The organism is Frigoribacterium sp. Leaf44 (assembly GCF_001421865.1).
Lineage (GTDB): Bacteria > Actinomycetota > Actinomycetes > Actinomycetales > Microbacteriaceae > Frigoribacterium.
Genome location: NZ_LMLG01000001.1, coordinates 1,005,521 through 1,017,726, shown reverse-complemented (window position 1 = coordinate 1,017,726; position 12,206 = coordinate 1,005,521). Strand labels below are relative to the sequence as shown.

Below are 12,206 nucleotides of genomic sequence, written 5' to 3'. Positions count from 1 at the left end.
AAGGTCATGGGGGTCGTCACGGCGAGGGCTGCAGGTCGTAACCCACGTCGCGTCGGGTGATCCCCGCGGTGAAGGCGGCGAGGCTGTCGGACCGCGACGTGAGACGCCAGTCGTTGGTCGAGCGCACCCCGTCGACGACCGTGGTGGCCACGAGGTCGAAGTACGAGAACCCGATGATGTCGTCGTTCGCGGGATCGGCCAGCGCCTCGAAGAGCGAGTTGAACCACTGCGCCTTCTCGCTCGTTGCCGTCGGATCCGACGAGCCACCCGTCTCGCTGGCGCCGATCTCGGCGAGCAGGATGTTCTTGCCCGGTGCGATGGCCCGGAGCTGCTTCAGGGTGGCGCCGAAGGTGCTGTCGAACGTCGGCTTCGACTTGTCGTCGTAGGGCGGGCGGTAGTACCCCGACATGCCCACGATGTCGACGTAGTCGGCACCCGGATAGAGGCTCTCGAGGAAGGCCTGCGTCGTGTGGTCGCTGCCGCCGGTCTTGCCGGTGGCCAGACGGTCGATGCGCGTGGGCGCCCAGATCCAGGCGACCAGGTCGTTCGCTCCCTGCCGTTCGAACAGGTCGTGGACGTGCTGCCAGGCCTTCACGTAGTCGTCCGGCCCGTTGCCGTTGACGGCACCCTTGCTGTTGCCGTAGTCGGTGCTCCAGGGGTACCAGGTGCCGTTCATCTCGTGGTCGAACCGCAGGGCCAACGGCATCCCGTTCGCGACGATGTCGTCGGCGTAGGTGGTCAGGTACGAGTCGAAGCTGCCGTCGATGATCTTCGTCAGGCTGTAGTCGGGCTGTTCGGGCTCGTTGTTGCCGGCCTTGATCGGCTGGGACTCCCAGGTCAGCACGGGCAGCTTGCCCCGCGACCAGGACGACCGGACGGCGTCGGCCCGGAACTCCTGGTCGAAGCCCTGGAAGTAGCCCACCATGTTCGCCTCGGAACCGACGGCCGCCTCCTGCGCGTCGTAGGTCGCCCAGTTGAACGGCGCCTGATCCGTGAAGAGCCCGAAGTAGCGCGACTCCGGATCGACGATCGAAGCGAGGGAGGGCGTCTCGACCGTGACGGGGCCCGTGGCGCCCCCACCGGTCGAACCGTTCGAGCCGGTGCCTTCCGACCCGGAGCCGCCGGACGCACCGTTCCCCCCGCCTCGTCCCCCGGCCGCGGTGCCTGCGGCGCCCGAGCCCGAGCCCGCCCCCTGGCCCGCCTCCGCGGCGGACTGTGCCTGGGCCAGAGCCGACTCGGCGGAGGCGAGCTTCGCCTGGGCCGCGGTCAACTGACCCTCGGACGTCCAGGCCTGCTGCTGCACGTCGGCCAGGGCGGCCTTGCTCTCGGCGAGCTGCTTCTTGGCGGAGACCAGCTGGTCGAGCAGGGCGGATCGGTCGGCCTTGAGCGACGAGACGTTGATCGACGGGTCGACGCCCGTGACCTCGGTGACGGCGCTGCGGACGATGTTGTCGGACGGCGAGACCCAGATGAGCCACGAGATCATGGCGAGCAGCACCACGACGGCGGTGGCCCCGAGCGCGGTGCGTCGGGCGTTGCCGTGGGAGGTCGCCCACCAGGCTCCCGACTGCATGTGGACGGGGGTGACGAAGTCCTGCGTCGAGTCAGACAATGAAGAAGACCTCCAGGGCAATGATGGCGGCGCCGATCAGGTACGGGAATCCGGCTTTGGGGTTGAGGCGGCGACGAGGAGGCGCGGGGGCGGTGGCCACGGCCGCGACCGGTGCCGGAGCGGTCGCCCCGTCGGCCTCGGCGGCCAGGGCCGCCTTGCGGCTCTTGACGAGGACCGCTCCTTGTTCGTCGGTCTCGTCGGTCGCCGAGCCGAAGTCGAAGAGCGTGTCGACCCCGGGGTCGACGCCGTCGCGGAACTGCCGTTCGAGGGCGTCGATGGGGGCCTCCTCGGCCACCTCGTCCAGCGCGACCTGCATCTCGTCGTTCGCCGCGCCTCCTGCGTACGCCCCGGCCCGGGTGCCCCAGCCGCTGGCGTGACCCATGCGGAAGAACCCGATGACCCGGATGGGCATGAGGAAGAACGTCGACACGATGATGAAGACCGGGAGGCGGAAGAAGTCGGAGGGCTTCTCGGCCAGGTGGCGCATCTGGCGGATCGACATGCTGAGGACCGACGAGACCACCATGAGGACGACGATGCTGATGAGGCCCGTCTGCACGCCGTACTCCTCGAGGATGCCGCGGTACAGGTTCACGCCCTGGCCGGTGATCCCTCGGTAGATCCAGCCACCGATCACGCCCATGAGCATGAAGGGCAGCACGATGTCCATCGCGAAGAAGAACGCGAGCAAGGGGGCGTGCCCGACCATCCAGGGCATCATGCGGAGGGTGTTGTACTGGCTGCCGCGAGCCCACCGCAGCTGCTGCTTGTAGAGCTTCTTCACCTGGAGGGGGGCGTCCGTGTAGACGAGGCTGGTGTGCTGGTAGACGGTGCGGTAGCCCTCCTTGAGCGTGAGGTTCGTCAGGGTGCGGTCGTCACTGACCTCGAGGAACACGCCCATGAACTTCTCCGTCATGAACTTGTCCATGACCCGCACGAGGATCTCGCGGCGGAAGGCGATCGTGCGGCCCGGCAGGCAGCCGATCTGACCGAGCACGCTCTGCGCCGGCATCGAGTAGAGCGCCCGCGAGTTCTCGAGCCAGTCGGCCCAGCGCGTGATCCAGCTGCGCTCGGGCTCGAGGATGCGCTGGCGGGTGGTGACTCCCCCGACGTTCTCCAGCGCGAACGGGCGGAGCAGCTCGGAGAGGGTGCCCGGCGTCCAGACCGTGTCGGAGTCGACGAGGACGGTGATGTCTCCTCGGCTCAGCTCGGTGCCGATCATGACGGCGTTGCGCTTTCCGGGGATCGGCGTGTGGACCCAGCGGACCAGGGGGCCGAACTCCTCGCAGACGGCCGCGAGCTCGGGGTTGGGCTTGCCGTTGATCACCACGATGATCTCGCCGGGACCCTGTTCGACCATGCGGCCGATCACGTCCCGGAAGAGGTCGAGCGGCTCGTCCACGACGGGGACGACGACGCTGGTGGTGCCGCGGAACTCGCCCGTGAAGGGGCGGTAGCGGCGAGAGAGCAGGACCTTGATGATCCAGAGCACCCAGATGAGGGCGCTGTAGGCGGCGAAGAGGTAGATCTCGGGGTATCCGCCCGCCATGGATCGGATCTGCAGGATGAAGGTCAACACGATGGCCACCTGAGGTGTGAGAAGGGATCGGCTTCCGCAACGCTGGGGAATTGGTCTATCGGGTTGAGGGAATTCTCAGTCACAGGCGGGCGGCTCACAACCACCCCCCGAGCGTGGGTCGAGGATCGGCCGGGTCGGGGTACGTCGAGTCCGACAAGGTGCTGTCGACAGAAGTGCCGACTCCCACGAGAGGCCGCGGCTGCCGAACTTTACGGTTCGGTCGGATCGACTGTCCGATGCCGGAGTTTCAGCAGGATTCCGTCAATTGTCCTGATCACGGGCCGCTAATCAGCACGTCCCGTCCAGCTTGCCCAATGGGCAACGAATGACGCCGGGGCTCGGGACGTCGACCGACCCCCACACGTGGGTCACCCATCCGAAATGCGCTGGACACACGGCGCGGGGTACAGGTGGGTCAAACGGGGTACAACAGAAGACGGCGACATGGAGCTCCACCGATCGGGGGCCCCGGTGCACCCCGGGCGTGTCGCGCTGCCCCGGGACGATCAGCCGAGGGGTTCGGGGGTCTCTTCGAGGCCGTAGAACTCGCGCTCGAACACGGCGCGTGACCGACGGGTGGCGGCGAGGTAGTCCTCTTCGAGGGTGGTGGCGGAGCCCGGTGGGTACTCCATCAGGCGAGCGACGCCCTCGAGTTGACGCCGGTCCCGCGGCAGGACGTCCTGCGTCCGGGAGGTCCAGAGGGTGACCGCCGACCGCGCCCTCGACGCCATGATCCAGGCCTCGTGCAGCCGCCGGGCGTCGTCGTCGGCGACCAGGCCCGCCTCGACGGCCGCGGCGAGGGCGTCCAGCGTCGACGGGGTGCGCAGGCCGAGTACGTCGACCCCGTGCTGGAGCTGCAGCAGTTGGACGAACCATTCGACGTCGCTGAGCGACCCGCGCCCGAGTTTCAGGTGGCGCGAGGGCTCGGCCCCCTTCGGCAGGCGCTCGGACTCGACCCGGGCCTTGATGCGCTTCACCTCGCGGATCTGCTGCTCGGTCAGCTCGGCGGGGTACCTGACCGAGTCGGCGACGACCATGAAGTCGTCGAGGAGGGCCTGGTCGCCGGCCACGGGTCGTGCGCGCAGCAACGACTGGGCCTCCCACGTGAGGGACCAGCGGGCGTAGTAGGCACGGTACGACGACAACGACCGAACCACCGGCCCGTTCTTCCCCTCGGGACGCAGGCCCGTGTCGAGGTCGAACGGCACGAGCGCGTCCGAGGTGAGTCGGCTCATCTCGGCGGCCACCGCGAGGGCACGACGGTGGGCCGTCTCGTCGCCCACGGGAGCCCGGTAGACGTAGAGCACGTCGGCGTCCGAACCGAACCCGAGCTCTTCTCCCCCGTACCGCCCCATGGCGATCACGGCGAACTCGAGATCACCGGCGTCCCGGCGGGCCAGGGCCAACGCCCCGGTTACCGACGCCGTCGCCACCGCGGTCAGGCCCCGGGCGAGGGTGTCGATGTCGAGGATGCCCAGGATGCCGCCGACGGCGAGCCGGAGGATCTCGCGGCGCCGTGCCTGACGCAGGACGGTCGCCGCCGCGTCGGGCGAGCGATGTCGCGCGAGGGTGGCGGCGGTCTCGTCGAGGAGGCTCGAGAGGGGGCGGGCCCGGAGCTCGGCGTCGTTCTCCAGCCAGGCCGCGGCTTCGGGGATGCGCTCGAGGAGGTCGGCCGCGAAGGTCGACGACGACAGGACGGTCGTCAGGCGGTGGGCGGCCCCCGACGAGTCGCGCAGCATGCGGAGGAACCAGTACGACTCACCCAGACCGTCGCTCAGGCGCCGGAAGGCGAGCAGGCCGAGGTCGGGGTCGGTGCCGTCGGCGAACCACTGCAGCATCGCCGGCAGCAGGTGGCGTTGGATGCTGGCCCGGCGCGAGACGCCGGCCGTCAGAGCCGCGATGTGACCGAGCGCGCCCTTCGGGTCGGCGAACCCGATGGCCGCGAGCCGGGCCGTCGCCTGGTCGGAGCTGAGCGCGAGGTCCTCTTCGGGACGGGCCGCGACGGCCGAGAGGAGAGGACGGTAGAACAGGCGCACGTGCAACGTGCGGACCCGGCGCTTGACCCCCTGCCACAGATCGACGAGTTGCGCCGCGCCCGGCGCGAGGCCGGTGCCGCGGGCGAGGACCCGGAGCGCGTTCTCGTCGGTCGGCATGAGGTGCGTGCGCCGCAGCCGCGTCAGCTGGATGCGGTGCTCGAGCAACCGCAGCACGCGGTAGTCGCGGTCGAACTCGGCGGCCTCGGCCCGTCCGACGTATCCCCGCGCGGCCAGGGCGCCGAGCGCGTCGAGCGTCGAGCGCTGGTGCACCCGGTCGTCGGCCTGCCCGTGGACCAGCTGCAACAGCTGGATGGTGAACTCGATGTCGCGTAGCCCGCCGGGTCCGAGCTTCAGCTGCTGGTCGACCTCGCCGGCGGGGATCAGGGCCGTGACCCGTTCACGCATGGCCTGGACCGACTCGACGAAGTTCTCGCGCGAGGCGGCCGACCAGACGAACGGGGCGACGGCGGCGACGTAGCGCTCGCCGAGGTCGACGTCGCCCGCCAGGGGCCGCGCCTTCAGCAGGGCCTGGAACTCCCACCCCTTCGCCCAGCGCTCGTAGTACGCCACGTGCGACTCGAGCGTCCGGACGAGGGCGCCGTCCTTGCCCTCGGGGCGGAGGTTCGCGTCGACCTCCCAGAGGTCGGGTTCGACGGCGAGGTCGGAGATCGCCCGGGCGGCGTGCATCGCGAGACGGCTGCCGATCTCGACGGCCCGCCCGTTCTCGAGCCCGTCGACCCCCTCGGCGACGTAGACCACGTCGACGTCGCTGAGGTAGTTCAGCTCACGGGCCCCGGCCTTGCCCATGCCGATGACGGCCAGACGGGTGCGCTCGACGTCGACGGCAGGGAACGGGACCTCGCGTCGGGCCACGTCGACCGCGGCGTCGAGGGCTGCGCCCGCGAGGTCGGCGAGGGCGGCGGCCACCCGGGGCAGGATCTCGACGGGGTCGTCGGCCTCGAGGTCGTACGACGCCAGCTGCAGCAGGTGGCGTCGGTACCTGACCCGCAGGGCGACGCGGGCCTCGTCGCCGGTCAGCCCGGTCGCTGCCCGTCGGACGTCGTCGCGGTACGTCGCGGCCGACGGTGGCTCGTCCAGGGGCTCGAGCAGGACGGTCGCCTCGGAGGGGCGACGCGCGACGAAGTCGGCGAGCCCCTCGGAGGCACCGAGGACCCTCAGGAGGCGCGGGCCGGCCTCGCCGTCGAGCAACTCGACCACGCCGGCACGATCACGCTCGACCGACCGCTCGAGGTGCACCAGGGCCGCATCCGGGTCGGCCACCGTGGCGAACCACGGGACGAGGTCGCGCACCTGGGGCACCTCGTCGACGAGGCGGTCGAGCCGGTCGCGTCCGGCGCCGAGGTCGGAGAACCCGAGCCGCGCCAGCTCGGAGAGACCGGTCGCGGATCGGGGCATGAGGGCGGGGCGGCCGGTCGGCTAGAGGATCTCGAGGTTCGAGCGCAACTCGAACGGCGTGACCTGTGCCCGGTACTCTTTCCACTCTTGTCGCTTGTTGAGCAGCACGTAGTTGAAGACCTGCTCGCCCAGCGTCTCGGCGACGAGTTCGCTGTTCTCCATGATCGACAGGGCGTGGTCGAGGCTGGCGGGCAGCTGACGGTAACCCAGGGCGCGACGCTCGGCGTCGCTCAGGCCCCAGACGTTGTCCTCTGCCTCGGCCGGCAGCTCGTAGCCCTCTTCGATGCCCTTGAGGCCCGCTGCCAGCATCAGCGAGAAGGCCAGGTACGGGTTCGCGGCGGAGTCGATGGCGCGGTACTCGACGCGGCTCGAGTTGCCCTTGTTCGGCTTGTACAGCGGGACGCGCACGAGCGCCGAGCGGTTGTTGTGGCCCCAGGTCACGAAGCTCGGTGCCTCGTCGCCGCCCCAGAGACGCTTGTAGCTGTTGACGAACTGGTTCGTCACGGCCGTGATCTCGGGGGCGTGCTTGAGCAGGCCTGCGATGAACTGACGACCGATGGTCGAGAGCTGGTACTCGGCCCCCGCCTCGTAGAAGGCGTTGGAGTCGCCCTCGAAGAGCGACATGTGCGTGTGCATGCCCGAGCCGGGGTGCTGGCTGAACGGCTTCGGCATGAACGAGGCGAAGACGCCCTGCTCGATGGCGACCTCTTTGATGACCGTGCGGAAGGTCATGATGTTGTCGGCCGTCGTCAACGCGTCGGCATAGCGCAGGTCGATCTCGTTCTGACCGGGCCCCGCCTCGTGGTGGCTGAACTCGACCGAGATGCCCAGGTCTTCGAGCATGCGGACCGAGCGGCGACGGAAGTCGTGGGCGGTGCCGCCGGGGACGTTGTCGAAGTAGCCGGCCGAGTCGACCGGCTGGGGGCCGTCGGCGCCGAGCTGGGCGCTCTTCAGCAGGTAGAACTCGACCTCGGGGTGCGTGTAGAAGGTGAAGCCGCGCTCGCCCGCCCGGGCCAGCGTGCGCTTGAGGACGTTGCGCGGATCGGCCACGGCGGGCTGGCCGTCGGGGGTCGTGATGTCGCAGAACATGCGAGCGGTCGGATCGATCTCGCCCCGCCAGGGCAGGATCTGGAAGGTCGTCGGGTCGGGCTGGGCGAGCACGTCGGCCTCGTACGACCGGGTCAGGCCCTCGATGGCCGAGCCGTCGAAGCCGATGCCCTCGGCGAAAGCCCCCTCGACCTCGGCCGGGGCGATGGCGACGGACTTGAGGGTGCCGATCACGTCGGTGAACCAGAGGCGGATGAACTTGATGCCGCGCTCTTCGATCGTGCGGAGGACGAAGTCCCTCTGTTTGTCCATGCCACGGCCTTTCTGCTCCGCCACTACGGTAGTGGACATGCCCCGACTCCGCTTGGCGCTCGCGCAGACCAACCCCGTCGTCGGCGACCTCGCCGGCAACTCCGCCCAGATCGTCGAAGCGGCCCGTCGGGCCCGTGCCGCCGGTGCCGACCTCCTCGCCGCGGGCGAGATGAGCGTCACGGGCTATCCGATCGAAGACCTCGCCAGCCGGCCGAGCTTCCTCCAGGCCAGCCGGCACGCCGTCGAGGTGCTGGCCGAGACCCTCCAGTCCGAGGGCCTGGGCGATCTGCCGGTCGTGGTCGGCCACGCCGACGGCCCGTTCGAGCCCCGCCTGCTGGGCACGAGCAACGCCCCGACGGCCATCGCGAAGAACTGCGCGAGCGTCCTGCAGGGCGGGCGTGTCGTGACGACGACCGCGAAGTACCACCTGCCGAACTACTCGGTCTTCGACGAGTACCGCGTGTTCATCCCCGGCGACGAGCTGCTCGTCGTCCGGGTGGCCGGCGTCGACGTCGCCCTCGTGATCTGCGAGGACCTCTGGCGCGACGGCGGGCCCGTCGAGCGCGTGCTGCACGCCGACGCGGGTCTGCTCGTCGTGATCAACGCGAGCCCGTTCGTCCGCGACAAGGACGAGGTGCGCCTCCCCCTCGTCACCCGCCGGGCGGTCGAGAACGACACCCTGGTGGCCTACGTCAACATCGTCGGCGGCCAGGACGACCTGGTCTTCGACGGCGACAGCGTGGTCGTCGACGGCAGCGGCACCGTCCTGGCCCGGGCCCCGCAGTTCGACGAGCACCTGCTGGTCGTCGACCTCGACCCCGAACCCGCCACCGACACCGAGTTGCCCGAGGGCATCCGCCGTGTCGAGCTCGACGCGGCGACCGAGGCGATCGGCGAGGGTGCCGGTGGCTCCGGGTCCGACGCGCGCCGCACCTCCTCGTCCCCGGTCGAACGCGACGTCGCCGTCCTGCCCGACGACCGCCAGCAACTCTGGAACGCCCTGGTTCTCGGCACCCGCGACTACGTGCGGAAGAACGGGTTCCGCAGCGTGATCCTCGGACTCTCGGGCGGCATCGACTCGGCCGTGTGCGCGGCGATCGCCGCCGACGCCATCGGGGCCGACGCCGTGTACGGCGTCTCGATGCCCAGCCGATGGTCGAGCGAGCACAGCCGCAGCGACGCCGACGACGTCGCCGAGCGGATCGGCGTGCGGTACTCGACCGAGCCGATCGCCGACCTCGTCGCGCCGTTCGAGGACCAGTTGCACCTCACCGGCCTCGCCGCCGAGAACGTCCAGGCCCGCGCCCGGGCGCTCGTGCTGATGGGCTTGTCGAACCTGCACGGACACCTCGTGCTGACCACCGGCAACAAGACCGAGCTGGCCGTGGGCTACTCGACGATCTACGGCGACTCGGTCGGCGGGTTCGCCCCGATCAAGGACGTCCCCAAGACGATGGTCTGGGAGCTCGCCCGGTGGCGCAACGCCCACGCCGAGTCGATCGGCGAGACCGCGCCCATCCCCGAGAACTCGATCACGAAGCCGCCGTCGGCCGAGCTGCGTCCCGACCAGAAGGACGAGGACTCGCTGCCGCCGTACGAGGTGCTCGACGGCATCCTCGAGGGATACATCACGAACGCGCTCGGGGCGGCCGACGTCGTCGCCCTCGGCTACGACGCCGACACGGTGGCCGAGATCACGAAGCTGGTCGACCGGTCCGAGTGGAAGCGCCGCCAGGGGGCGATCGGTCCGAAGATCTCGGGCATGGCCTTCGGTCGCGACCGCCGACTGCCGATCACCTACCGGCCGACGACGGTCTGACGCCCGAGCGTCCCGTCGGCCGGCCGCCGACGGGACGCTCGATCCGGTCAGTCGTTCGCGGCCTCTTCGGCGTCGAGGGCGGCGTTGCGGGCCTTGATCGTCTCGATCGCCCGGGCCGCCTCGTCGCGCGTGGCGTAGGGCCCGGCACGGTCGACGGCGGGCGAGACCTTGCCCTCTTCGACCTCGTGGGTCTTCGTGTTGAACCAGAACTCGGCCATGGTGTCGTCCTCTCGGTGCGGCTGTCGAGAACGCGAGCCCGTCGCGCTCCCCCTAAGCTTGATCGTATGCCCCGGGACTCCCACGGATTCTTGACCCCGGGCCGGCTCTCAGCGCAGCGTCCGGTCCCCCCGTCGATCGCCCGACCCGAGTACGTCGGCAAGGCCGCCCCCGCCGAGTACACCGACGGCGACGTGTACGACGCCGAGACCGTCGAGCTCATCCGCGAGAGCGGACGCATCGCCTCGCAGGCCATCGACGCGGTCGAGGCCGCGCTCCGCCCCGGCGTCACCACCGACGAACTCGACCGCGTCGCCCACGACTTCGTCGTCGCACACGACGCCTACCCCTCGACCCTCGGGTACCGCGGCTACCCCAAGTCGGTCTGCACCTCGGTCAACGAGGTGATCTGCCACGGCATCCCCGACGACACCGTCCTCGTCGACGGCGACCTGATCAACATCGACATCACGGCCTTCAAGAACGGCGTGCACGGCGACCTCAACCGCACCTTCGTCGTCGGCGAAGGTGCCCCCGAGACCGTCGAGCTGGTCGACCGCACCCGCGAAGCGCTGCGCCGCGGCATCAAGGCCGTCGCCCCGGGCCGCCAGGTCAACGTGATCGGTCGAGCGATCGAGTCGTACGCCAAGCGCTTCGGCCTGGGCGTCGTGCGCGACTACACCGGCCACGGCGTCGGCCGCGCCTTCCACTCGGGCCTGATCATCCCCCACTACGACGCCCCGCAGTACGACGACGTCATCGAGGTCGGAATGGTGTTCACCATCGAGCCCATGCTGACCCTCGGTGGCATCGAGGCCGACGTCTGGGACGACGACTGGACCGTCACCACCCGCGACAAGAGCCTCACGGCCCAGTTCGAGCACACCCTGGTCGTCACCGAACGCGGTGCCGACATCCTCACGCTCTCCTGAGAAAGGACCACCCATGGCACGCACCGCAGTGGGAATCGACATCGGCGGAACAGGCATCAAGGGGGCGATCGTCGACCTCGACAGTGGCGAGCTCCTCTCGGACCGCATCAAGAAGAGCACCCCCGAGGGCGGCGAGCCGGACGCCATCGTCGCGGTCGTCCAGCAGATCGTCGACGAACTGGGCCTCGACGACGCCTCGGTGCCGGTCGGCGTCTGCTTCCCCGCCGCGATCATGGACGGCAAGACCCTCTCGGCCGCCAACGTGTCGAAGAAGTGGATCGGCTTCGAGGCCGAGAAGCTCTTCGAGACCACGCTCGGCCGGGACATCCACTTCGTCAACGACGCCGACGCCGCCGGCTACGCCGAGACGCGCTTCGGGGCCGCGAAAGACGTGAAGGGCCTCGTCATCATGACGACGCTCGGCACGGGCATCGGCACCGCCCTGATCAACGACGGCGTGCTCATCGTCAACGCCGAGCTCGGGCACCTCGAGATCGGGGGCAAGGACTACGAGACCAAGGCCTCGTTCGCGGCGAAGGAGCGCGACGACCTCAGCTGGAAGCACTGGGCGAAGCGCCTGCAGAAGTACTACTCGCACCTCGAGGCCCTGCTCTACCCGCGCCTGATCATCGTCGGTGGCGGCGTCTCGAAGCACCACGACGAGTTCCTCCCGCTGCTCGACCTGCGGGCCGAGATCGTCCCCGCCAAGCTCCGCAACAACGCCGGCATCATGGGTGCCGCGGCCCTGGCCGCCGACTCGAACCCGGCGTTCTGAGGCGAGGCACGACCGACGCGAGAAGACCCCGGGTCAGGAGGCGCGCCTCCTGACCCGGGGTCTCTTTCGTACGAGGCGAATGGGCCGACTGGTACGCCGGGTTCTGTCCCGGTGCCGAAGCACCATGGACGGCCATCTCTCTCGGAACTACGTTGCCGCAGCTCTCCAGCGGTCTACCCGGGGACTCGGCGAGCAGCCTCTTCGTCCCCTCTTTGACCTTGCTCCGGGCGAGGTTTACATAGCCGGCCGGTCACCCGAGCCGCTGGTGGTCTCTTACACCGCCGTTTCACCCTTACCCCGTGTCGCACCCGAGGGTGCGACCCGTGGCGGTCTGCTCTCTGTTGCACTTTCTCGCGGGTTGCCCCGGGTGGGTGTTACCCACCGCCCTGCTCTGTGGAGCCCGGACGTTCCTCGGCGGCGGATCTGCACCCGCCGACGCGACCGTCTTGTCGACCCATTCGC

At 69.7% G+C, this 12,206-nt stretch carries 8 protein-coding genes and 1 other RNA gene; 3 read left to right on the top strand and 6 right to left on the bottom strand.

All coding sequences use genetic code 11. From position 1 onward, the window contains the following. Positions 1 to 16 precede the first annotated feature (16 nt). The 4 genes from ASE87_RS04660 to ASE87_RS04645 form a co-directional block, all read right to left on the bottom strand. A complete protein-coding gene (locus ASE87_RS04660) occupies positions 17 to 1,612 on the bottom strand; it encodes a glycoside hydrolase family 26 protein (protein WP_235472193.1) in 1,596 nt (531 codons plus the stop codon). After that, entirely contained in the window at positions 1,605 to 3,191 is a 1,587-nt protein-coding gene (locus ASE87_RS04655; RefSeq protein ID WP_157489681.1) for a glycosyltransferase, read from the bottom strand. The genes ASE87_RS04660 and ASE87_RS04655 overlap by 8 nt, the downstream gene beginning before the upstream one ends. Before the next feature lie 506 nt (positions 3,192 to 3,697). Then, positions 3,698 to 6,643, bottom strand: coding sequence for a bifunctional [glutamine synthetase] adenylyltransferase/[glutamine synthetase]-adenylyl-L-tyrosine phosphorylase (locus ASE87_RS04650; protein ID WP_056226310.1), 2,946 nt, complete (start codon positions 6,641 to 6,643; stop codon positions 3,698 to 3,700). Between the two features lie 21 nt (positions 6,644 to 6,664). Then, the gene (locus ASE87_RS04645; RefSeq protein WP_043592660.1) at positions 6,665 to 8,002 is read right to left on the bottom strand and encodes a glutamine synthetase family protein; all 1,338 of its coding nucleotides are present in this window, start codon (positions 8,000 to 8,002) and stop codon (positions 6,665 to 6,667) included. Between the two features lie 37 nt (positions 8,003 to 8,039). Between ASE87_RS04645 and ASE87_RS04640 the strand changes: the two genes are divergently transcribed. After that, on the top strand, positions 8,040 to 9,821 hold the full coding sequence (locus ASE87_RS04640; RefSeq protein ID WP_056226877.1) for an NAD+ synthase: 1,782 nt from the start codon (positions 8,040 to 8,042) through the stop codon (positions 9,819 to 9,821). 47 nt (positions 9,822 to 9,868) lie between these two features. On the opposite strand, the gene ASE87_RS16035 is transcribed toward ASE87_RS04640, so the two are convergent. Beyond that, entirely contained in the window at positions 9,869 to 10,039 is a 171-nt protein-coding gene (locus ASE87_RS16035; protein WP_123570143.1) for an SPOR domain-containing protein, read from the bottom strand. A 66-nt stretch (positions 10,040 to 10,105) separates the two neighbouring features. Here ASE87_RS16035 and map point away from each other — a divergent pair, with 66 nt between their 5' ends. Both map and ppgK read left to right on the top strand, forming a co-directional pair. Then, a complete protein-coding gene (gene map / locus ASE87_RS04635; RefSeq protein WP_056226307.1) occupies positions 10,106 to 10,969 on the top strand; it encodes a type I methionyl aminopeptidase in 864 nt (287 codons plus the stop codon). Between the two features lie 13 nt (positions 10,970 to 10,982). Next, a complete protein-coding gene (ppgK, locus tag ASE87_RS04630; protein WP_056226303.1) occupies positions 10,983 to 11,744 on the top strand; it encodes a polyphosphate--glucose phosphotransferase in 762 nt (253 codons plus the stop codon). 76 nt (positions 11,745 to 11,820) lie between these two features. Here the strand turns inward: ppgK and rnpB are convergent. After that, positions 11,821 to 12,201, bottom strand: an RNA gene (gene rnpB, locus ASE87_RS06205) — RNase P RNA component class A. Positions 12,202 to 12,206: the final 5 nt, after the last annotated feature.